20 protein-coding genes and 3 tRNA genes are annotated in these 20,648 nt (G+C 66.3%); 3 read left to right on the top strand and 20 right to left on the bottom strand.

Annotated elements, in window-relative coordinates:
• Window positions 1–19: 19 nt before the first annotated feature.
• From JQX08_RS09315 to JQX08_RS09305, 3 genes are read right to left on the bottom strand one after another with little or no spacing between them, the layout of a single operon-like run.
• A complete protein-coding gene (locus JQX08_RS09315; protein ID WP_205348083.1) occupies window positions 20–889 on the bottom strand; it encodes a rhomboid family intramembrane serine protease in 870 nt (289 codons plus the stop codon).
• Window positions 886–1,857: a metallophosphoesterase gene (locus JQX08_RS09310; RefSeq protein WP_430472511.1), complete on the bottom strand. Its 972-nt coding sequence runs from the start codon at window positions 1,855–1,857 to the stop codon at window positions 886–888. Before JQX08_RS09310 ends, JQX08_RS09315 begins: the two co-directional genes overlap by 4 nt.
• The gene (locus JQX08_RS09305) at window positions 1,857–2,747 is read right to left on the bottom strand and encodes an NAD(+) kinase (protein ID WP_205348082.1); all 891 of its coding nucleotides are present in this window, start codon (window positions 2,745–2,747) and stop codon (window positions 1,857–1,859) included. Before JQX08_RS09305 ends, JQX08_RS09310 begins: the two co-directional genes overlap by 1 nt.
• A 95-nt stretch (window positions 2,748–2,842) precedes the next feature.
• Between JQX08_RS09305 and JQX08_RS09300 the strand changes: the two genes are divergently transcribed.
• Window positions 2,843–3,772: a DUF1853 family protein gene (locus JQX08_RS09300; protein WP_239482052.1), complete on the top strand. Its 930-nt coding sequence runs from the start codon at window positions 2,843–2,845 to the stop codon at window positions 3,770–3,772.
• 10 nt (window positions 3,773–3,782) lie between these two features.
• Here JQX08_RS09300 and JQX08_RS09295 read toward each other — a convergent pair whose 3' ends face one another.
• From JQX08_RS09295 to JQX08_RS09275, 5 genes are all read right to left on the bottom strand, one after another.
• On the bottom strand, window positions 3,783–4,892 hold the full coding sequence (locus JQX08_RS09295) for a cyclic nucleotide-binding domain-containing protein (protein WP_205348080.1): 1,110 nt from the start codon (window positions 4,890–4,892) through the stop codon (window positions 3,783–3,785).
• Window positions 4,892–5,854, bottom strand: a complete 963-nt coding sequence (locus JQX08_RS09290) for a 1-aminocyclopropane-1-carboxylate deaminase/D-cysteine desulfhydrase (RefSeq protein ID WP_205348079.1) — start codon at window positions 5,852–5,854, stop codon at window positions 4,892–4,894. Before JQX08_RS09290 ends, JQX08_RS09295 begins: the two co-directional genes overlap by 1 nt.
• Before the next feature lie 3 nt (window positions 5,855–5,857).
• Window positions 5,858–7,225 (bottom strand): chromosome partitioning protein ParA, encoded by a 1,368-nt coding sequence (locus JQX08_RS09285; RefSeq protein ID WP_205348078.1) that lies wholly within the window; start codon window positions 7,223–7,225, stop codon window positions 5,858–5,860.
• A gap of 196 nt (window positions 7,226–7,421) precedes the next feature.
• Window positions 7,422–7,856, bottom strand: coding sequence for a nuclear transport factor 2 family protein (locus JQX08_RS09280; protein ID WP_205348077.1), 435 nt, complete (start codon window positions 7,854–7,856; stop codon window positions 7,422–7,424).
• Window positions 7,857–7,921: 65 nt separating this feature from the next.
• Window positions 7,922–9,955, bottom strand: a complete 2,034-nt coding sequence (locus JQX08_RS09275; protein ID WP_205348076.1) for an NADPH-dependent 2,4-dienoyl-CoA reductase — start codon at window positions 9,953–9,955, stop codon at window positions 7,922–7,924.
• A gap of 202 nt (window positions 9,956–10,157) precedes the next feature.
• On the opposite strand from JQX08_RS09275, the gene JQX08_RS09270 reads away from it, so the two are divergent.
• Window positions 10,158–11,288 carry a carbon-nitrogen hydrolase family protein gene (locus tag JQX08_RS09270; RefSeq protein WP_205348075.1) on the top strand — a complete coding sequence of 377 codons (1,131 nt, stop codon included), beginning with the start codon at window positions 10,158–10,160 and terminating at the stop codon, window positions 11,286–11,288.
• Window positions 11,289–11,292: 4 nt separating this feature from the next.
• A complete protein-coding gene (locus JQX08_RS09265) occupies window positions 11,293–12,330 on the top strand; it encodes an AraC family transcriptional regulator (RefSeq protein ID WP_205348074.1) in 1,038 nt (345 codons plus the stop codon).
• A gap of 216 nt (window positions 12,331–12,546) precedes the next feature.
• Here the strand turns inward: JQX08_RS09265 and JQX08_RS09260 are convergent.
• The 12 genes from JQX08_RS09260 to gspE all read right to left on the bottom strand — a co-directional run bounded on the left by JQX08_RS09260 (window position 12,547) and on the right by gspE (window position 20,427).
• Window positions 12,547–12,623, bottom strand: a tRNA-Asp gene (locus tag JQX08_RS09260).
• Window positions 12,624–12,714: 91 nt separating this feature from the next.
• A tRNA-Asp gene (locus JQX08_RS09255) sits at window positions 12,715–12,791 on the bottom strand.
• A 32-nt stretch (window positions 12,792–12,823) separates the two neighbouring features.
• A tRNA-Val gene (locus JQX08_RS09250) sits at window positions 12,824–12,899 on the bottom strand.
• A 137-nt stretch (window positions 12,900–13,036) separates the two neighbouring features.
• Entirely contained in the window at window positions 13,037–13,561 is a 525-nt protein-coding gene (locus JQX08_RS09245) for a type II secretion system protein M (protein WP_205348073.1), read from the bottom strand.
• A complete protein-coding gene (gene gspL, locus JQX08_RS09240) occupies window positions 13,562–14,701 on the bottom strand; it encodes a type II secretion system protein GspL (RefSeq protein ID WP_205348072.1) in 1,140 nt (379 codons plus the stop codon).
• The gene (gene gspK / locus JQX08_RS09235; RefSeq protein ID WP_205348071.1) at window positions 14,698–15,669 is read right to left on the bottom strand and encodes a type II secretion system minor pseudopilin GspK; all 972 of its coding nucleotides are present in this window, start codon (window positions 15,667–15,669) and stop codon (window positions 14,698–14,700) included. The genes gspL and gspK overlap by 4 nt, the downstream gene beginning before the upstream one ends.
• Complete coding sequence (gene gspJ / locus JQX08_RS09230) at window positions 15,666–16,379, bottom strand: type II secretion system minor pseudopilin GspJ (protein WP_205348070.1); 714 nt, start codon at window positions 16,377–16,379, stop codon at window positions 15,666–15,668. Before gspJ ends, gspK begins: the two co-directional genes overlap by 4 nt.
• Window positions 16,376–16,756 carry a type II secretion system minor pseudopilin GspI gene (gene gspI, locus JQX08_RS09225; RefSeq protein ID WP_205348069.1) on the bottom strand — a complete coding sequence of 127 codons (381 nt, stop codon included), beginning with the start codon at window positions 16,754–16,756 and terminating at the stop codon, window positions 16,376–16,378. The genes gspJ and gspI overlap by 4 nt, the downstream gene beginning before the upstream one ends.
• Complete coding sequence (gene gspH, locus JQX08_RS09220; RefSeq protein WP_205348068.1) at window positions 16,753–17,289, bottom strand: type II secretion system minor pseudopilin GspH; 537 nt, start codon at window positions 17,287–17,289, stop codon at window positions 16,753–16,755. The genes gspI and gspH overlap by 4 nt, the downstream gene beginning before the upstream one ends.
• 5 nt (window positions 17,290–17,294) lie before the next feature.
• Window positions 17,295–17,741, bottom strand: coding sequence for a type II secretion system major pseudopilin GspG (gspG, locus tag JQX08_RS09215; protein ID WP_346727587.1), 447 nt, complete (start codon window positions 17,739–17,741; stop codon window positions 17,295–17,297).
• Complete coding sequence (gene xcpS, locus JQX08_RS09210; RefSeq protein ID WP_205348066.1) at window positions 17,725–18,939, bottom strand: GspF family T2SS innner membrane protein variant XcpS; 1,215 nt, start codon at window positions 18,937–18,939, stop codon at window positions 17,725–17,727. Before xcpS ends, gspG begins: the two co-directional genes overlap by 17 nt.
• Complete coding sequence (gspE, locus tag JQX08_RS09205) at window positions 18,940–20,427, bottom strand: type II secretion system ATPase GspE (RefSeq protein ID WP_205348065.1); 1,488 nt, start codon at window positions 20,425–20,427, stop codon at window positions 18,940–18,942.
• Between the last annotated feature and the right edge of the window lie 221 nt (window positions 20,428–20,648).

Genomic DNA, 20,648 nt, shown 5'->3' with positions numbered 1-20,648 from the left:
AAAAGCAAAGGTGCGCAGTTTAGCGGTGCAGACGGGCCAGCGCACCGCCCACCAGTCCAGTGGCACAGCCGATCAGCAGGCCGCCGACATGCGCACCGTTGGCAATCGCACCGAAGCCCAGGGCGGTAATCGCGCCCGACAGGCAGATCAGCAGCCAGATCAGCATCATCACCACCACGCCCTTGGGCAGGCGGTACGCCGGATTCGGCGCCAGCAGCTGGAAGATCCAGCAGTGGCCGAGCAAGCCGTAGAGCACCCCGGACAAACCGCCGAACAGCGACGGTCCACTCCAGCCGTACTGCACCACGTTCGACATCAGGGCGAAGGTCAGCGTCAGGCCGAGCAGCATCACGCCGCCCTGGCGGGCCTCGATACGCCGCCCGAGCTCCCAGTACCACATGGCATTCATCGCCAGGTGCAGGATGCCGAAGTGGATCAGCATCGGCGTGATCACCCGCCAATACTGACCGGCGGCCAGGCTCTCGCTCAGCGGGACAAAGCGGATGTAGTCGCCGTGGATGCTGAAGTCCTGAAAGCTCAACCAGCGAATCGTGGCGAAGTTCTCGCCGAGCAAGGTCACCGCGGCGACCACCAGGGTCAACAGCAGGATCAGCGCGGTGATCGGACTGTGCCGCAACTGGACCAGAAACCCGGTCGGCGCACTGGCTTTCTCCACCTGGAGGTCGGCCAGCTCACCTTGCGCATCGCCCTCCGGGTAGCGCTCGTAGAGCTGGCGCACCTGCCCGGCCAGGGCTTCGCCCGGCACCCAGAGGACCTGCTCGCCGCGCTCCTCGCTGACCCGATGTGGCACGCCGAGGCGCTGCAGCAGGGTGACGAAACCGCTCAGATCCTGTTGCGCCGGCAGGCGCAGCGCTTCGATGGCACTCATCGCAGCGCCTCCGGGCGATCCACGTCGACCCACACGAACTTGCGCGGGTCGAGACGGGTTTCCTGATCGAGCCGGTAAGCCACCAGCTTGCCGAACAGCACCGCACTGTAATCCAGGCAGGCCAGGTTCGGCCGGATCGGCGCCGGGCGCCCACTGCGCCAGTAATGCCCCACGAACAACATCGGCTCCTGCTCGCCATAACGCAGCAATTCGTTCTTCTCCGCATCGCTCAACGGGGTGCGCGCCACCCACTCCGGCAACGCGTCCGGTTGGAAGACGATATCGCCATAGGTTTGTGGGTCTTCTTCCCAGAACTTGGTACGGAACGAGCCGCGCGTGAAGCCATCGTCGCTGGTCAGGGTCAGACCATCCGGCAAGCGCATGTCGGTACCGCGCAACAGGCGGTTGATCACCCGCGAGGCGAAGCTGCCCGGCACCGCCGAGGCCTGGACGAAACTCTGGTCGATGCGCGCTTCGGGATAGGTCGAGCGCAGCGTGGCGATCAGTTCGCTGTCCCAGCAGGCATGCACCATGCGGAACCGCCCGGCATCGATGACCAGCGGCAACTCGTGGAACCACTGGAGGAAATCGCGCCAGTCCGCTGGATAGTCTTCGAACTGCTCGAGAGTCTGGCGAATCAGCCGCGCATGCCGCGGCGTGTGCTCGCGCACGAAGTGCTTGCCGCTGCCCGGTGCCGCCGGGGTGCTCCAGCCAAGCGCATAGAACTCGTGATTGCCCATGATGCACTGCGCCTGGCCGGCCTCGACCATGCCGTGCACCAGGTGCAGGGCCTCGCGCACTCGCGGGCCGCGATCGACGATGTCACCGAGGAACAGCGCCATGCGCTGCGGGTGGCGCCAGACGCCGCCCTGCTGCCGGTAGCCGAGCTGGTCGAGGAGACGCTGCAAGGTACGCGCACAGCCATGCACGTCGCCGATCAGGTCGTAGCTTCGCGCCGGATCGAGCATCAGTCGCTCCCGTTGCCCAGGCGACTGCCCCACCCCAGCTTGGTCCGACAGACTTCGTAATAGTTGTGGTCGAGCGGGTGGATCAGGCTGAGTTTCTGCGCCTTCTTGTTGACGGTGATGGTGTCGCCCGGCGCGCAGGTGAAGTGGTTCTGCCCGTCGCACGACACCAGCGGATAGATCTGCATGTCCTTGGCCACGACGATCTTCAGCTCGCTGTTGGCATCGACCACGATCGGCCGGCTCGACAGGGTGTGCGGGTACATCGGCACTACGACGATGGCATCCAGCTTGGGATGCATGATCGGCCCGCCGGCGGACAGCGAGTAGGCGGTCGAACCGGTCGGCGTGGCGACGATCAAGCCGTCGGCCTTCTGGCTGCAAACGAAATGGCCGTCGATGAACAACTCGAACTCGATCATCTTGGTCGACTTGCCGGGGTGCAGCACCACATCGTTCAGCGCGTCGCCCTGGCCGATCGCCTCGCCATGCCGGCGCACTTCCGCCTCGAGCAGGAAGCGGCTTTCCACCGAGTACTGGCCGTCGAGCACTTCGGCGACCTTGACCTCCAGTTCGTCCGGCAGGATGTCGGTGAGAAAGCCCAGGCTGCCGCGGTTGATGCCCAGCACTGGCACCTTGTGGCGCGCCAGCGCGCGGGCCGCACCGAGCAGGCTGCCGTCGCCGCCGACGACGATCACCAGGTCGCAGACCTCGCCGAGGTTACGCCGCGACGAGGTCTGCAGGCCGTGACCGGGCAGCGCTTCGGCGATGGTGTCCTCGAGGATCACATGCAGGTGCCGATCGAGCAGAAACTTCTTCAGACGGCGAATGGTATCGAGCGCCTGCGAACTGCCTAGCCGACCGATGACGCCGATATTGCGGAATTGCTCCATGGGAATCCTGCGCAGCTCTAGGACGGGATGTCGGAATTATGGGGGAAAGCCGGCAACAGCGGCAAACCAGCAGCCACACCCGCTATGCTCGCAGCATGACGCCCTTCAGCGCACTTGCCGACCTGCCCCTGCACCTGCGCCACCCGCAGGTGCGCGACCTTGCCTGGGTGCTGACCGCCCCGCCGCTGCTCGCCATCACGCCCAAACCGCAGCGCCACCCACTGCACGCCACAAGTTGGGCGCGCCAGCCGGGGCTGCTGGCCGACTGGCTGCGCGCCCTGGACGGCGACGCGCAGGCCCTGGAACGCTGGCTCGCCGAACACCCTGAACGGCGTCTCGGGCTCTACTACGAGCGTCTCTGGCAGTTCGCCGTGCAGGCGGCGCCGGATATCGAGGTGCTCGCCACCAACCTGCCGATCCGCCAGGAAGGCCATACCCTCGGCGAGTTGGACCTGCTACTGCGCGACGGCGAGGGCGTCCACCACATCGAGCTGGCGATCAAGCTCTATCTCGGCCTCGGCAGCCACGCGGCAGCCAACCCGCGCTACTGGCTCGGTCCCGGCAGCCACGACCGGCTCGATCTCAAGCTCACGCACTTGAGCGAACGTCAGCTGGCGCTATCGGCGCACCCGCAGGCGCAGGCGGCGCTCAGAGAAGTCGGCGCGACACAGGCCCGAGCTGCGCTGTGGATGGCTGGTTATTTGTTCTATGCCTGGCCGGAGCCGTGCGTCGTGCCGCCGATCGTCGATCCCCAGCATTTGCGCGGCCGCTGGCTACACCGGCACGCCTGGCCGGCCTATCAGGCCGCGCACGCCGGCCACTGGATGCCGCTGCCGCGGCCGGCCTGGCTGGCGCCGGCACGCCTCGAAGCAGGGCAACTGTGGGACGAAGCGCAGATCGCCAGTTGGCTGGAGGCGCTGGAGCCGCAAGCGCCAGCGCAACTGCTGGTGCGCCTCGAAGCCGACGGCGATGACTGGCGGGAAGCGGAGCGGCTGTTCCTGGTGCGCGACAGCTGGCCGCACTGATGCGGGCTACTCAGCGGCTACGGTCGACCCGCCCACCGGAGCGGGCCAGATAGCCGGCGCCGCTGTCGCACAGCAAGGCGTCGCGCTGCACCGCCGGCAATGCGTCGACGCCATCGCGCAGCACATAGCTGGTAAAGCCCTGCTGCGAGAGCAGGAAGGCCGCGCTGGCGCTGCGCTTGCCGCTGTCGCAGTAGCACAGGTAGGTACGCGCAGAATCCAGCAAGCGCGACTTCAGGCGCAGTAGGTGCAACGGCATGTTCAACGCCTCCAGGGCATGACCACGCTCGTACTCCTCCTGCAGGCGCACATCCAGCCACTGCGCTCCGTTGGAGAGCAGGCGAGCCGCCTCACCCAGCCCCACTTCGGCCACCACCGGCGCCTTGAGCAGGGCAAGGAAATCCTGGCGATCGAGGCGCATCACGCAACCCGCCTCGAGCAGGGTTACGCTGGCGTTACGCACACTGCCGGACAACAGCGCCTCCTCGCCGAAACAGGCGCCCATCTCCAGCTCCGCCAGCACTTGCCGATCGCCGTTGGCACCGCGCATCACCTGCGCACGGCCGCGACGGAGGAAATAGCAGCAGTCTCCAACCTCACCCTCGCGGACGACCGCCGCCCCCGCCGGCAACTCCATCGGCTGCAGACGTTCGAGCATGGCGCGGACATTTGCCGCCGGCACCTTGGCAAACAGCGGATTCTGCAGCAACGCCTCCAGCCAGCCATCACCATCGGCCTCCCCCGCCAGCTCCAGCAGCAGGTTGGCGCAGACTTGTCGCCAGGTCAGCAGACGGTCCAGCTCTGCGCTGTCGATCGCCAGCACGCTCGCATCGCTGAGCGCACGGACCTCGTGCTGGCGCGGCAGGCTGGGCGACAGCGGGTGACAGCTGGCGCGGCTGCCGGCCACAAGGCGAATCTCGCGGCCGTCGGCACTGCGCAGCAGCAACGTACCGGCCAGCAAGAAATAGCTGACCCGTGTCTGGTCTCCCAGACGACACAGCAACTGCCCGGCCAGCAGCGGCTGCGGCACCAACTGGCCGCGCAGTTCGCGCCACTGCTGCTCGGACAGTGCATCGAGCGGCGTCAAACCGCGCAGTTGCTCGAAACTCAGGGGGGCGCTCATCAACGGCTTGGCATCCCTACAGGACCCGGTGGCTCGCGCAGTGCTGCAAGCGATGCGGCACGGCCTTGCAGGCCCCCGGTGTGAACGAAGATCAATCGGCTACCGGCGGCAAAATAGCCGGCCTCAACATGCTGGCGCAATGCAATCAGCGCCTTGGCGGTGTACAGCGGCTCCAACGGCAGCTGCGCTTCGATCTCGGCCGCGCGCATGAACGCCACCAGCTCGGCGTCGACCTTGGCGAAACCACCACGACAGGCATCGATCAGCAGATAGCCCAGGTCGGGCCGCTCAGCCTCAGCCAGGACGGCGCGCACCTGCTCGACGACACCGTGGTCAGCAGGCACCGCCTGCGCGCCATACACCGGGTGTTGACCGTCTTCCGCCAGCACCAGCCCGGCCAGTGTGGTCCCGGTGCCGACGCCCATCCACCAGCCGTGATAGTCGTCCCAACCCAGCTCGCCGAGCTGGGCCTTGACCATGTCCAGCAAGGTCATGCAGCCCAGCGCGCCAAGCAGGCCGCCGCCACCTTCCGGCACTGGATGCAGTTGCGGATAGAGTTGCCCCCAAGGTACCCAGAAGTCAGCCTCATGACGTGCGCGATAACCGCCATAGCCCAACCAGTGCAGCTGCATACCGCAGGCCTGCAAATCGCTGACGGTGGGCGTGTCCTGGGGATTGCCACGGAGCAGGCCGACGGTAGGAAAGCCGAAGCGCCGACCGGCGGCGGCCAAGGCATGCAGATGATTGGAGTGCGCGCCGCCCAAGCTGATCAGCCCCTCGGCACCGCGCTCAGCCGCTTCACGCAGGTACTCGACGAGCTTGAACCACTTGTTGCCGGAAACCTGCGCATCGATCAGGTCCAGGCGCAGCACGGCGACCTCGATGCCGTACTGCTGCAACCATGCAAGCTTCAGCGACTGGAGCGGCGCCCACGGCGACCACTGGGGAACTACGAGCGGCAAGGTCTAGCTGACGGTGCGCAGGCGACTGGTGGTCTTGTGGCGTGCGCAGCAGTTGGAGTCGCCGAGAACGAAGCGGCTTGGCGCCTCCACCCGCTCGAGTGGTATGGCACAACGCTCGCCACCGGGCAGCGCCGCCTCGCACAGCGGACTCTGATAGTGCTCGAGCCACTGACGATACTGCTCTTCCGAGACGAAGCACTTGGCGGCGGCGTAGGCCAGCGGATTTTCCTGATAGCGCGCGACGTCCTGCAGCGGAATGGTCAGGTGCCCGGCACCCGGGTGATAGACCACGAAGACCACGCCGAGCCGCGCTAAGCGTTCGAGCACCTGATCACCACTTTGCCCGATCGACTCGTCGCGCTCGCGCTTGAGGCGCTCGAGCTCCTGCTGCATCTGGTTGTCCAGCTCGTTGCGGTAGGCCAGCTCGACATCGCGAATGGCAATTTGCTCGCGCAACTCAACCACCGCGGCGGCAATCTTCGCCTTCAGCTCGTTGTCGAACTGCGAACGCAAGATGTCGGCCTCGGCGCGGCTGTGGCGCTCGAGGGCGCGCAGTTGGTTGGTCATTTCCTCGCGATTTTTCTGGAAGCTGTCCGCCTGCTCGTTCAACTGCTGCTTGAGTGTGGCGTTCAGGCCCTCCTGCTGACGCAGGGTCTGGCGCAACGCATGGGTTTCCGCCAGCAGCGTTTTGCGCTGCTCCTCGCCGGCCAGCTTGAAGCGCGCCAGCTCCTCTTCGTGCTGCCGCCCAAGGCTGCTGATGCGCAGGCGCTGCTGCTTGATGAGTTGCGCGGTTTTCAGCCGGTGCTCCTGGTCCATCTTCGCGGCCAGTTGCTCAGCACCTTCCTTGGCCGGGTCCGGGGCATACCATTTGTCTTCGGAGGCGACCTGTAGGCGCTCCGGTGCGACCGCAGGGGCGCCCTCTTCCTCGACCAACAGGCCAAGCTGATTGCGCTTGACCGCATCGCGCAGCAAAACCAGATCATTCTGACCGGGCGCCAGATTCGGATCCCAGAGGTGCATCTGGTGCCAGGACACCGGGCATTGGCTGCGGCAGGCCAGCCGGATCGGCCCGGCGCCCATGTCGGGGCCGCGACCGGAGCGCTCGGCGAGGTGGCGCAGCGGGATGTTCCAGCCGCTGTCGGGGCGCCCGTCTTCATCGAAATCGAGGTAGAAGAACACCGCCGCGCGGACCATCAGGCGGGGGTTGATCAGCGCGTAGACCGCGCGCATCTGCTGATCGGCGAACTCGGGCATGTTGACGATGCCGTCGAGCAATGCCTCGAACTCGGGAAAGAGCATTTCTTTGCAGACACCGCGTTCAGTGAAGAACATCACGGCCTCTACCATCTGCGGCTTGTTCTGCATGCTCATCGAATCCCCTCCCCCGGCCGCCCTCATCTCGGAGTGCGGAAGCTGTCCAACGGCGGCGGATCAGGCGCCAGGCCGTGGTTGGGCTAAGTCTAGGGGAAAAAGGAAGGCGGGCAATGTGACTGGGTTGGCAGTCGCCCGCCGTGGCGCCTGAGTATCACCACGACGAGACGACGAACTGTGACGCGCTTGGAGGGAATCAGCGCGACTTGGCGGCGAGGAACGGCGCCAGGCGCCGACCCATTTCCTCGCCGAGCGCCTGCAGGCCGCTCATCGGGCGGACCATGACCTCGAACTCGACAATCTTGCCGGTCTCGTCGAAGCGAATCATGTCGATGCCTTTGAGCTCCCGCGACGCCACTTTGGCGCTGAACTCCAGGACCACGTTGAGCCCGTCTGCGGTTGCCAGCTCGCGATGATAGGTGAAGTCCTCGAACACCTGCAGCACGGTGTTGAGGATCAGGTTGACGGTCTGCCCACCGGGGTAGGCGGTATGCGCCATCGGCGAACGGAACACCGCCGCAGGGTCGAGCAGTTCCGGCAGCTTGCTCAGGTCACCGGCGGCGACCATGCGGTGCCATTGCGCCAGCGTTTCGGCTGCGGCCGGCTGCAGCAGCGAATTGATCGATGACATAGGAGTTCTCCTTGTTGTTCTGGCCATCAAAGACAACGCCCCGCACGAGGCGGGGCGTCGGGACTTCAGAGTTGCGCGGCGAGGCGTGAACCCTGGTTGATTGCGCGCTTGGCGTCGAGCTCGGCGGCCACGTCCGCGCCACCGATGAGGTGCACGTTCTGGCCGGCGGCGAGCAGCCCGTCATGCAGCTCGCGCAGCGGGTCCTGGCCGGCGCACACGACGATGGTGTCGACCGGCAGCACTTGCGGCTCGCCTTCGGCGACGCGGATATGCAGGCCAGCGTCGTCAACCTTGAGGTATTCGACCGAGTTGAGCATCTGCACGTCCTTGTTCTTCAAGCCAGTGCGATGGATCCAGCCGGTGGTCTTGCCCAGACCGTCGCCGACCTTGGACTTCTTGCGCTGCAGCAGGAACACCTCGCGGGCCGCCGGGTGCACTTGCGCCTTGATCCCGGCGATACCGCCACGGGCCTCCAGGCCGGTGTCGATGCCCCACTCCTTCCAGAACGCCTCGCGGCTCTGGCTGCTAGCTTCGCCCTGATGGGTGATGAACTCGGAGACGTCGAAACCGATGCCGCCGGCGCCGATCACCGCCACGCGCTGGCCGACCGGCTTGCGCTGCAGGATGGCGTCCAGGTAGCTGATCACCTTGCCGTGCTCGATCCCCGGGATGGCCGGCGTACGCGGCACGATGCCGGTGGCGAGGATGATCTCGTCGTAGCCGCCCTTGGCCAGCTCGTCGGCGCTCACGCGGGTGTTGAGGCGCACGTCGACGCCGGTGGTTTCCAGCTTGCGCTTGAAGTAGCGCAGGGTCTCGTAGAACTCTTCCTTGCCGGGCACACGCTTGGCGACGTTGAACTGCCCGCCGATCTCGCCGCTGGCATCGAACAACGTCACGCTGTGGCCACGCTCGGCGGCCACGGTGGCTGCGGACAGGCCCGCTGGGCCCGCGCCGACTACTGCGACTTTCTTCACTTGAGTGGTCGGGATGTAGTTCAGCTCGGTTTCATGGCAAGCGCGCGGATTGACCAGGCAGCTGGTCAGCTTGCCGCCGAAGGTGTGGTCCAGGCAGGCCTGGTTGCAGCCTATGCAAGTGTTGATCTCGTCGGCACGGCCTTCCGCGGCCTTGTTGACGAAGTCCGGGTCGGCGAGGAATGGGCGCGCCATCGACACCATGTCGGCGTCACCCTCGGCCAGCACCTGCTCGGCGACTTCCGGGGTGTTGATGCGGTTGGTGGTGATCAGCGGAATACCGATCTCCCCGCGCAGCTTGGCGGTGACCTTGGTGAAGGCCGCGCGCGGCACCTTGGTGGCGATGGTCGGAATACGCGCTTCGTGCCAGCCGATCCCGGTGTTGATGATGGTCGCACCGGCCTGCTCGATGGCCTTAGCCAGCAGGACGATTTCGTCCCAGGTGCTGCCACCTTCCACCAGATCGAGCATCGACAGGCGATAAATGATGATGAAGTTCGCGCCAACTGCCTCACGTACGCGGCGGACGATCTCCACCGGCAGGCGCATGCGGTTCTCGTAGCTTCCACCCCAGCGGTCGGTGCGCTGGTTGGTGTGCGCGGCGAGGAACTGGTTAATGAAATAGCCTTCCGACCCCATGATCTCGACGCCGTCGTACTCGGCTTGCTGAGCCAGCAAGGAGCAGGTGACGAAGTCCTGGATCTGCTTTTCGATGCCCTCTTCGTCCAGCTCCTTGGGCTTGAACGGGTTGATCGGTGCCTGGATCGCGCTCGGCGCCACCGATTTCGGGCTGTAGGCATAGCGCCCGGCGTGCAGGATCTGCATGCAGATCTTGCCGTCCGCCTCATGTACCGCGCGGGTGACGATCTTGTGCTTCTCCGCCTCTTCCGGCGTGGTCAGCTTGGCCGCGCCGGAATACACCCCGCCCTCGACGTTCGGTCCGATGCCGCCAGTGACCATCAGCCCCACGCCGCCCAGCGCGCGCTCGGCGAAGTAGGCCGCCATGCGCTCGAAGCCATCCGGCTTCTCTTCCAGACCGGTGTGCATCGAACCCATCAGGGTGCGGTTCTTCAGGGTGGTGAAGCCGAGGTCCAGGGGGGCAAGGAGGTGCGGATAGCGAGCGCTCATGGGGGAACTCCACAGCAAGCAGGTTTCACGGATTGCCGCCGCCTCGTGACGGGCGCGGTCAGTTATGGGGCAGACGATAGAGGCGCAACCGGACCCGCTCAATGATCCAAACTCACTAGTTACTGATCGAAAATTACAGCACCGCTTGGCAATCCTGACGCAGCCTCCTACCCTAGGCGTGAATTCGCCACGCAGCCCACCCATGCGCAAACTCCTTCGCACCCTGGCCCTGACAATCAGTCTCGCCATCCTCGCCAGCTATGCCCTGTGGACCGAGATGCGTCCGGTCGGCCATTACCTGTCGGACCTGCGCAGCGAGATCGCGCTCGATGAGGGCGAGAATGCCGACCACGGCAACCTACTGGGCATCCAGCCGGAGCTGTTCGCCGGCGACTACCAGAGTCGCGAACGCCTGGAGCTGAAACTCAACGCCTACCTGGAAAAGGCCCGCAGCGAAGGCCTGCTCAACGCCAAGACGGTAGTGGTGCTGCCAGAGCACGTCGGCACCTGGCTGGTCGCCGCCGGCGAGAAGGCCGAGGTCTATCAGGCCGCCAGCGTCAGCGAAGCGATGAGCTGGATGGCGATCAGCAACCCGCTGCGCCTGGCACGGGCCTGGTTGGCGGCGAAGGGTGACGATCGGCTGGCCGACGCGCTGTTCCGCATGAAGGCCAAGCGCATGGCACAGGACTACCAGCGGCTGTTCGGCGACCTGGCCAAGCGCTTCGGTGTCACCCTAGTCGCCGGCTCCATCGTGCTGCCCGAACCAAGCGTCGAGAATGGCCGCCTGCGTATCGGCAGCGGCCCGCTGTACAACATCAGCCTGGTGTTCGATGCCGACGGCCAGCCGCTCGGCCAACCGCAACGCAAGCTGTTCCCGATTCGCGACGAACAGGGTTTTACCGCCGCTGCGAGCGCCAACAATCTGCACGTCGTCGACACACCGGCCGGCCGCCTCGGCGTACTGATCTGCGCCGACAGCTGGTACCCCGCCGGGTATGCGGAGCTCGCCCGGCAAGGCGCGCAACTGCTCGCCGTGCCGGCCTTCCTGACCGGCAATGGCAACTGGAGCAAACCCTGGGGCGGCTACAACGGCGCGCCGACACCGGCGGATGTCACCCTGCACCCCGGCGAACTCAGCGAAGGCGAGGCCTGGCAGCGCCTGGCACTGGCCGGCCGCCTACCCGGCAGTGGCGCACAGGCGGGCATCACGGTGTTCATGCGCGGCCAGTTGTGGGACATGGGTAGCGACGGGCAGAGCCTGGTGGCCACGCCGACGCACCATCGCCTCGCCGCGGAAGGCCGCGGCGCGCGCCTGCTCAACCTGTGGCTGTAGCGTGATGAAACCCGCCCGCGTGCGCCTAGGCGATCTGGCGGTCGGCTTCATCGACAGCCTCGGCGACGCCGTGCGCAGCTACGCGCTCGATCCGCTGCCGCTGCTCGAGCAGTACGGCCTCGACGCTGCGCGCCTGGCCGAGCCACGCGCCCGCCTGTCGATTCCGCGCTACATGCGCCTCGGCCACGCGGCGATCCAGTTGACCGGCGATCCGGCGCTGGGCTTGCGCATCGGCGGCTTCAGCTCGATCAACCGTCTCGGCCTCGCCGGCGTCACCGCCCTGCAGGCGCCCACCGTGCGCGAGGCCGCACGCGCCCTGACCCGCTTCGAGCCACTCTATGCGCAGAACTACCGAGGTCAGTCGAGCCTCGAGGAAGATGCCCGCGGCGCTTGGCTGCGCTTCTATTCGATCAGCCCCTACAACGGCTATAACCGCTTCGTGGTCGATGCCGTCCTCGCCGCCTGGGCCTGCCAACTGAAGACGTTGAGCGGCGAGCAACTGCGCATCGAACGAGTGATGATCGAGTTTCCCGCGCCGAGCTATGCGGAACGCTATGGCGAGCTGTTCGGCTGCCCGGTGGAATTCGGCGCGCCCGCCAACCAGTTGCGCCTCGACCAGGCCAACCTCAGCCTGCGCAATCCGGGACACTGCCCGAGTACCTGGCGGCACCTGCTGCAGATCTGCGAAGCGGAACTGGTGCAGCTGACGCGTATCCGCAGCCTGCGCGAGCGCATCGTGCACCTGCTCGGCCCGCTGCTGCATGGCCGCGAGCCAGACCTCGAAGAAGTCGCCGCGCGCCTGCAGATGCCGACCTGGACCTTGCGCCGCAAGCTGACCGAGGAAGGCACGCAGTTCCGCAGCATCCTCAATGACACGCGGCGCGACCTGGCGATGGCCTACATCCGCGACACCGAACTGACCTTCGGCGAGATCGCCTACCTGCTCGGTTTCGCTTCGGCGGAAGCCTTCCAGCGCGCCTTCAAGCGCTGGAGCGGGCAGACGCCAGGCGAATTCCGCCGCATCCAGCGTCAGGCCGGCTGATCACATTTCGGTGGCGTCGTCCGCCACTTCGACGCTGTCCTGCTCGTCGGCATGAAAGTCGAGAAGTTCTTCCTGGTAGTCATCCATCGCATGTTCTCCTGCTCTGACGATTGGTCTGTAACAAAGACTATGCCAGGCAGGGTAAATATCCCGCATGAAGGAAAAATGTCGGGCAAAAAAAAGCCCCCAGATCTTGCGATCTGAGGGCTTTCGATATGGCGCAGCGGACGGGACTCGAACCCGCGACCCCCGGCGTGACAGGCCGGTATTCTAACCGACTGAACTACCGCTGCGCGTCGGTTGGACTTGCGTCCGGTGAAACCTGGAACATCTGGCAACTCGGCTTTCGCCTGGCGGCCTCACACCCCGAAAGGTGTGGAAATATGGCGCAGCGGACGGGACTCGAACCCGCGACCCCCGGCGTGACAGGCCGGTATTCTAACCGACTGAACTACCGCTGCGCGTCGGCCGGACTTTCGTCCGAAGCAAGGTTTGGTGGCTGATGACGGGATCGAACCGCCGACCCCCTGCGTGTGATGCAGGTGCTCTCCCAGCTGAGCTAATCAGCCTCGCCTTGCGAGGCGCGCAATTTACGCAGGGGCCCCTCCTAAGTCAACACCCTGCATGGAAATTTTCTAAAATCGGGTGTGACCCAGCACCATGATTGCGCCGACCAGGCGCACCCTGCCCCGGTACGGCGCACGAATCACGGATTGACGCGCAGGGTCAGCCGGGCGGCCACCTGACCGTCGTCGGCACGGTCCAGACCGGCCTCGTCGATGCGCACGCCCTGCCCCTCCAGGGCGGCGAACCAGCGCAGTAAACTGCCGAAGGGCGCCGGCTGTACGCTGACCTGTACGCCGCCATCCCCTTCGCCATCCAGTCGATCCACCGCCAGGCCCTGTTCGCTGGCGCTGGCGGTGACCAGGCCTTGCAGCTGCGCCGGATCGAGCGCCACCTGCGGGCGAGCCTTCACGTTGCGCACCAGCGGCGCCTGGGCCTGCAGATAAGCGCTCAGTTCACGCTGCTGCTCGAAATACTGCCGCGCCCCACTGCGCGCCTGCTCGGCCGGCCGCCAGAGCAGCAGGTAAAGCAGTACCAGCAGCACAAAGCCGCCGAGCAGCACCAGGGCCACCCGCTCGCGCGGCACCAGCCCCTGCCAGCGCTTGGCCAACGGTGAGTGCTCCAGGCGTGCCGCAAGCGGCGCGCTCAACCCCTTTATCGTCATCATCTAGCCTCCAATCACCAAGCGCGCACTGACACCGCCATCTTCCCGACTGGCCGACCCCAACTGCACCGCCAGCCCCGCCTCGAGCAGGCGCTGGCGCAAACGCTCCAGCGCGTCGAAGCCCGGCGCCTGCACCTGCAGGGCTAGATCGCCGCGGCTTTCACTGAAATCCAGCTGCTGCACGCGCACCTGCGCGCCGTCGGCAACCAGTGCGCCGACCGCCTGACCAAGCATACCGAGCAGGCGCCCCTGCCCTCCGCCACCGGTCTCGGCGAGGTGCTGATCGAACTGATGGCGCAGGTTGACCAGCCGCGTGTCGTCGGGGAACAGCTCGCGGTACAGGCTCGCGCTGGCCGCCGCGTAGCGGTCGCCTTCGCGTTGCAGGTGCCAGGCCTGAGCGAGATTGAAGCCCCACTGCAAGATCAACCACAGACCCAGCAGGCCAAGTACCGGCCGCCAACGTCGCCACGCCCCGCTCGCCTCGCGCACTGCGAACTCGGCCTGCGCCAGATCACAGCTGGGCCGCTGCGCCGCCAGCCAGGCATGGGCGTCGGCCAGCACCACCTGGGCGTCCACGCCCTGCAGCACCGGTTGATCGCGCGGGCCGCGTACCGTCTGCGGCGCCGGGCAGGCGGCTGCGATGGCGGGCCAATCCTCGCTGGCGAGTGCCAGGCGGGCGCTGCCTGCACCGCCGAGCAGCCAGCGCCCGTCCAGCCAGCAGAGCTGGCTGCCGTCTTCTGGCAGCAGGTCGGCATCCACCTGAATCGCCGCCGGCGGCCGATCACCACACAGCTCCAGCCACGCCTTGAGCCAGTCACGACGCACGGCGAACACCCGGCTGCGACCGTCAGGCAGCGTGCCGCCCAGCGCCAGATGGAACTGTTCGATGTCTTCGGCGAGCAGCTCTTCCACCGCAAATGGCAGCGCCTGACGCAGCCAGCGCGCCTTCTGCGTCGGCAGCGCAACGGCGCAGGCGGTGACCGCTTCGACCGGCACGATCAAGCGCCACGGCGCTGCCATCCGCGCCAACGCGCCGCTGAAGGTCGCTGTGCGCACCTGCCCCTCACTGATGTAATGCACGCCGAGTTCGGCCTCCACGGCGTGGCAGGCCGCTGGTGGCAGAAACACGCACCCCTGGCTCATGGCTCCTCCTTTTCCGCCGGTTGCGGCGGCAATCCTGATTGTCCGAGGTCGCGGCCAAGTACCCGCACTTTGCCCTCGCTGTCACGTTGCACCGTGCTGACCAACACCTGGCGGCGCTCGTCCAGGGCGACTTCGCAGATCACTTGAAAATAGTCGCTGCCGACCGCCAGCCCCTGCGCCTTCACGCCGAGCCCGGCCAGCGCTGGCTGCGCGAGAAACTCCTCGATCGACCGGTAGCCCTGTGCACCGCGCGCCGCGACCAGCTCCGCAGCAGCGCCGGCCGACAGGCCATCGGCCAGGGTCGAGAGCACCAGCGCACTGGCGGTGTTCACGTTCAGGCCCGCCGCTTCCGGCAGTGCACTCACATAGGGGCGCAGGCGCCGGTAGTCGCTCTCGCGCATACCCAGCAGCAGGCGCAATTCGGAAACATCGGCGATCGCACGGTTCGCCGCGCGGTAGGCCGGCTGCGCCAGCAGGTACTGATTGTCCTCGGCGCCTTCGCTGCCGGTCGGTTCTTCACCGGCATCCAGCCAGTCGACCAGCCGATCGGCGTAGGGCTGCTCAATCTCCAGCCGCAACAGCAGGCGGCGGAACTGCGCCACGGCCTGCACGTTGGCCTGGCGCTGGTGCAGCAGGCTGTTGAGGTTGAAGCGCCCGCTGGGGTCCTCGATGCGCACGCGCAGCTCGCCACCCTCCTCAAGGGCAAAGCTACTGAGCGGTTTCGCCCAGGCTTCGCCCAGGTGGTCCACCGGGCGGCGCGGGTCGCCCTGGCGCAGATCGCGAGCAAGCACCGCTTCGGCCAACCGCTCGCCGCCCAAAGCGTACTGCCAGGCCTGCCGCACGTTGAGTTGATTGGCACTGCTGCGGATGGCCAGTTGCTGGCGGGCGATCAGGCCGGCGCAGACCACCGTCACCACGGCCGCCACGAGCAGCACGGTGATCAACGCCACCCCGCGTTGACGGTTCATTGGGCAGCCTCCGGGCTAACCGCAGCGTCATCCGCCGCGCCCTCAACCTGCCCGTCGGCCGGCCCTTCGCCTTCGCCCGCCTGCTCGCCCACGGTCTCCGGCTTGGCGCCATCGGGCAGGCGCAGCAGCCGGCGCAGCTGGCCATAGCGGCGGTGCTCCAGGGTCAGCTCCACCGCTCGCGGCAGCTGCCGCAGATTGTCCTCACTGGTGCCTTCGCTGGGCGGCCAGCTGTCCAGCCAGCGGTTTTCCGCATCCAGGTAGCGCACGGAAAAGTGGATGACGCCGTCGAGCACCTGCTGCATCTGCGGCTGACTGTCCTGGGCCTGATCGAGCACCAGCCAGTAGCGCCTCTGCCACTGCTCGCCGCTCAGCTGCCAGCGCACCCGCTGCACCTGCGAACGCAATTGCCCGGTCGGGTTGCGCCAGCCGGCGCGAGTAAATTCCAGCTGCGCGCTATCGCCCGCCACGCCAGTCAGCGCCGGCAGCGACTCGCCGTTGCCGTCGCGTACCGGACGCGCCAACACCTGCAGCAGGTCGCGCTCGAACGCGCCGATCGCACGGGTCAGCTCACGCAGTTGTTGCTCCTGGACGCGAGTGGCGGCGTCGCTGCGCAGCACACTGTCGAGCATGCGATAGGTGGCCAGCGCCAGCAGGGCGAAGATCGCGATGGCGATCAGCAACTCCAGCAAGGTGAAGCCGCGCTGCCTCATGGTTGCCGCCCGAGAAAACCGCTCAGATGCACCACGGCGCGCTCGACGATGTCGCCGCCGCGTTCGCCCGCTGCAACCCAGATGGTCGCGCGGCGCATTTCCGGCTCGCTGGTCGCCTCGACCAGGCTACGCCACTGCCAGCGACGCCCGGCGAACTCCACCTGACCTTCGCTACGGCCATCCGCCGGTGGATTGGCCGCGAGCTGCAGTTCAGTGAGCTGGTTGTCGGCAATCCACATCGCCAGGGTCTTGTCTTCCAGGCGCGCGGCACCCTGCAGGCTGCGCGAACTGGCCGCCAGCACGCTGGCCGCGACCACAGCGAAGATCGCCAACGCCACCAGCACCTCGAGCAGCGTGAAGCCGCGCGCGCGCCTCAACTGGCACGTCCCGTGGCCAGCACTTCGACCTTGGGCAGACTAAAGCCGTCGCTGGACAACTGCAGCCGCAGGCCATCCCTGCGCCGTTCGACCAAGCGCAGGCGGAACGGACTGAATTCGCCACTGGAGAGAATCAACAATTGCGGCACCAGCGCGGCGGACTTCTTCTGCTCGCTGTCATCGGCCACCGGCCCTGGCAACGTCAGCGCCTGGCCATCCAGCTCGATGCTCAGTTCGGCCCACTCGGGCAAGCGGTGTTCGCGCTTGTCCAGCGGCTGCCAGGCGCCACTGCGCTCTTCGTAGCGCAGCACCTGATAGGCCTCCGGCGTCACCCACAAACCGTACTCGCGGTTATCCAGCACCGCCTCGTCGGCAAGCACGCCGAGCAGGCTGGCCAGCCGCTCGGCCTCGTTGTTCAACTCGCGCGCCGGCCCGGCCACCCCGGTGCTGAGCACCGCCAGGCCGGCGAGGCTACCGATGATCACCATGACCACCAGCAGCTCGATCAAGGTAAACCCCGCGGCGCGACGCATGCTGTTCAGAGGTCCCAGTTACCGATATCGGCGTCCAGCTCGCTGCCGCCTTCCTTGCCGTCGGCGCCGAACGAGTACAGGTCGAACGCACCTTTGCTGCCCGGTGCCAGGTACTGGTAAGGATTGCCCCACGGATCGACCGGGACCTTCTTCAGGTAGCCTTCCTTGTTCCAGTTCTTCGCCTGCGGATTGCCCGACGGTTTACGCACCAGCGCCTCCAGACCCTGCTGGGTGCTCGGGTAGACGTGGTTGTCCAGCTTGTACATGTCCAGCGCCGCGCTGACGCCCTTGATATCGCCCTTGGCGACGGTGACTTTGGCCTGATCCGGGCGGCTCATCACCTGCGGGACCACCAAGGCCGCGAGAATACCGAGGATGACCACCACTACCATGATTTCGATCAGCGTAAAGCCGCCTTGACGTCGTTTCACAGACTTACCCCACCAGTTGATTGAGAGAAAGAATCGGCAACAGGATGGCCAGCACGATGACCAGCACCACGGCGCCCATGAATACCAGCATGAAGGGCTCGAACAGGCCGACCAGCAGGGCCACCTGCGCGGCCAGGTCGCCTTCCTGGTTGCGTGCGGTGCGGGCCAACATCTGATCCAGTTCGCCGGAGCGCTCACCGCTGGCAATCATGTGCAGCATCATCGGCGGGAACTGGCCGCTGGCCTCCAGGGCGCGAGTCAGACTGCCGCCCTCGCGGACCTTCTGCGCGACCACCACAACGTGCGCGCGAATCACCCGGTTCGCAATCACCTCGGCGGCGATGCTCAGCGCCTCGACCAACGGCACGCCGCTGCGTGTGAGGATGGCCAGGGTCGAAACGAAGCGCGCGCAATCGGTGGCGCGGATCAACCGCCCCACCAGCGGCACATGCAGCAGGAAGCGGTGCCAGCGCAGACGCACGCCGTCGTCGCGCAACGCCTGGCGCAGACCCAGCACCGCCGCGACGATCAGCAAGAGCAGCAGCCAGCCCCAGTGCTTGACCAGGTCGCTGGTGGCGATCAGCACCCGGGTGAGCAGCGGCAAGGTCTGCCCCGAGTCGATGAACACCTTGACCACGTCAGGCACCACGTAGCCGAGCAGGAAGCCGACGATCAGCAGGGAGGTGACCATCAGGATCAGCGGATAGAGCAGCGCCAGCTGTACCTTCTGCCGCGACTGCTGGCGTTGCTCGGTGTAGTCGGCGAGCTGCTCGAGGACCGGACCCAGGTGACCGGCGTGCTCACCGGCCGCCACGGTGGCGCGGTACAGCTCGGGAAACGCGGCGGGAAACTCCTTGAGACTGGCGGCCAGGCTGTGGCCTTCCAACACCCGGGCGCGCACGGCCAGCAGCATCGACTGCACGCGCGGCGCACTGGCCTGTGCGGCCGCGGCGCGTACCGCTTCCTCGATCGGCAGGCCGGCTTGCACCAGGGTCGCCAACTGACGGGTCAGCAAGGCCAGATCGCGAGCCGACAAGCCGCGGGCAAAGTGGAAAACCCCACTGCTGACCGGCTCGCGGACCCGCGTAGGTTTCACTTCCAGCGGCGCCAGTTGGCGCTCGCGTAGCAACTGCCGCACCTGGCGCGCGCTATCGGCTTCCAGCACGCCTTTCTGCTGGCGCCCGGCGGGGTCCAGTGCAAGGTATTCGAAGGCGGCCATTTATTCTTCCCGTGTTACGCGCAGCACTTCTTCCAGCGTGGTCACGCCCTCCAGCACCTTGCGCCGCCCATCCTCGCGAATGCTCGGGCCATGGCTGCGCGCGTGGCGGGTCATTTCCTGCTCGCTGGCGGCGTTGTGGATCAGTGTGCGCATGCGATCGTCGAACACCACCAGCTCATAGATGCCGGTACGGCCGCGATAACCCTGCTGGTTGCACTGCGTGCAGCCCCGCGCGTGGTAGAGCTGCGGCGCCTCGTCGGGCGCCACGCCCAGCGTGCGGCACTCCGTCTCGCCGGCCACGTAGGCTTCACGGCAATGCGGGCAGAGCACACGGACCAGGCGCTGGGCCAGCACGCCGAGCAGCGACGAAGACAACAGGAACGGCTCGATACCCATGTCGACCAGCCGGGTGATCGCGCCGATCGCACTGTTGGTGTGCAGCGTCGACAGCACCAGGTGCCCGGTAAGCGAGGCCTGCACGGCGATTTCCGCGGTCTCGCGGTCGCGAATCTCGCCGACCATCACCACGTCCGGGTCCTGGCGCAGGATAGCGCGCAGGCCGCGTGCGAAGGTCATGTCGACCTTGGTGTTGACCTGGGTCTGGCCGATGCCTTCCAGGTGATACTCGATCGGGTCCTCGACGGTGAGGATGTTGCGCGTGCGGTCGTTGAGGCTGACCAGGCTGGCGTACAGGGTGGTGGTCTTGCCCGAGCCCGTCGGCCCGGTCACCAGCAGGATGCCGTGTGGCTTGCGCACGGTTTCTTCCATCAGTTCGCGGTCGCGCGCCGACATGCCGAGGTGCTGCAGGGACAGGCGCCCGGCCTGCTTGTCGAGCAGACGCAGCACCACGCGCTCACCGTTGGCCGACGGCAGCGTGGACACACGAATATCCACCTCGCGCCCACCGACCCGCAGGGAAATTCGCCCGTCCTGTGGCACGCGTTTCTCGGCGATATCGAGCTTGGCCATTACCTTGACCCGCGAGACCAGCAGTGCGGCCAACTCACGCTTCGGCTCGAGCACTTCGCGCAGGATGCCATCCACGCGAAACCGCACCACTAGGCGCCTCTCAAAGGTTTCCAAGTGGATATCGGAGGCGTTCTCCTTGATCGCCTCACCGAGAATCGCGTTGATCAGGCGAATGATAGGGGCGTCATCCTCCTGCTCGAGCAGGTCCTCGGTCTCCGGAATCTGCTCGGCCAGAGCCGCCAGATCGAGGCTGCCGCCAATGTCCTCGGCGAGCTGCATGGATGCCGAATCATGTTGGTAGGCCAGACCCAACGCACGCTCGAAGGCCTCCGCGGACAACGGTTGGAGCGGTAGACGACTGCCGACGAAGCGCTGGACTTCGGCCAAGGCGGTCAATTCCACCGTGGCGCGATGGGCCAGGCAGGTCCGCCCGGACTCGGTGACCAGGACCACACCATGGCGTTTGGCGAAACTGAAAGGCAATCGGCGCAGCGGCGCCTGGGAGAGCGGAACGATCATACGAAGCGACCTTCAAAGGGTAACCGTGGCAGCCTGCCAAGTTGTTCTTACAAGCTTAGGACCCGGTTCCGCATTTTTTGTTGTTATGCGTTGAGCAGCGTTTTTTTGCTGCGGGGTTATCTTTAACACAACGCTCTACGACGCACACCCACCCGAATTTTCAGTTGCTGGCTTGAGTCGCGCTGCTGCTATGATCTTTATCGGCCTTATTCACCCAATAA

Source organism: Zestomonas insulae (assembly GCF_016901015.1).
In the GTDB taxonomy this organism is placed as follows: Bacteria; Pseudomonadota; Gammaproteobacteria; order Pseudomonadales; family Pseudomonadaceae; genus Aquipseudomonas; species Aquipseudomonas insulae.
The sequence above is the reverse complement of the archived record's forward strand: the minus strand, read 5'-3'. Positions and strand labels throughout refer to the sequence as shown.

Coding starts and splice junctions, on each gene's coding strand:
- JQX08_RS09285 (WP_205348078.1), bottom strand. CDS start 7,225: ATGAGCATGCAGAACAAGCCGCAGATGGTAGAGGCCGTGATGTTCTTC.
- JQX08_RS09245 (WP_205348073.1), bottom strand. CDS start 13,561: ATGATGACGATAAAGGGGTTGAGCGCGCCGCTTGCGGCACGCCTGGAG.
- JQX08_RS09295 (WP_205348080.1), bottom strand. CDS start 4,892: ATGAGCGCCCCCCTGAGTTTCGAGCAACTGCGCGGTTTGACGCCGCTC.
- gspJ (WP_205348070.1), bottom strand. CDS start 16,379: ATGAGGCAGCGCGGCTTCACCTTGCTGGAGTTGCTGATCGCCATCGCG.
- JQX08_RS09305 (WP_205348082.1), bottom strand. CDS start 2,747: ATGGAGCAATTCCGCAATATCGGCGTCATCGGTCGGCTAGGCAGTTCG.
- JQX08_RS09315 (WP_205348083.1), bottom strand. CDS start 889: ATGAGTGCCATCGAAGCGCTGCGCCTGCCGGCGCAACAGGATCTGAGC.
- JQX08_RS09270 (WP_205348075.1), top strand. CDS start 10,158: ATGCGCAAACTCCTTCGCACCCTGGCCCTGACAATCAGTCTCGCCATC.
- JQX08_RS09310 (WP_430472511.1), bottom strand. CDS start 1,857: ATGCTCGATCCGGCGCGAAGCTACGACCTGATCGGCGACGTGCATGGC.
- gspE (WP_205348065.1), bottom strand. CDS start 20,427: ATGATCGTTCCGCTCTCCCAGGCGCCGCTGCGCCGATTGCCTTTCAGT.
- gspL (WP_205348072.1), bottom strand. CDS start 14,701: ATGAGCCAGGGGTGCGTGTTTCTGCCACCAGCGGCCTGCCACGCCGTG.
- gspH (WP_205348068.1), bottom strand. CDS start 17,289: ATGCGTCGCGCCGCGGGGTTTACCTTGATCGAGCTGCTGGTGGTCATG.
- JQX08_RS09280 (WP_205348077.1), bottom strand. CDS start 7,856: ATGTCATCGATCAATTCGCTGCTGCAGCCGGCCGCAGCCGAAACGCTG.
- JQX08_RS09265 (WP_205348074.1), top strand. CDS start 11,293: ATGAAACCCGCCCGCGTGCGCCTAGGCGATCTGGCGGTCGGCTTCATC.
- xcpS (WP_205348066.1), bottom strand. CDS start 18,939: ATGGCCGCCTTCGAATACCTTGCACTGGACCCCGCCGGGCGCCAGCAG.
- JQX08_RS09300 (WP_239482052.1), top strand. CDS start 2,843: ATGACGCCCTTCAGCGCACTTGCCGACCTGCCCCTGCACCTGCGCCAC.
- JQX08_RS09275 (WP_205348076.1), bottom strand. CDS start 9,955: ATGAGCGCTCGCTATCCGCACCTCCTTGCCCCCCTGGACCTCGGCTTC.
- gspK (WP_205348071.1), bottom strand. CDS start 15,669: ATGAACCGTCAACGCGGGGTGGCGTTGATCACCGTGCTGCTCGTGGCG.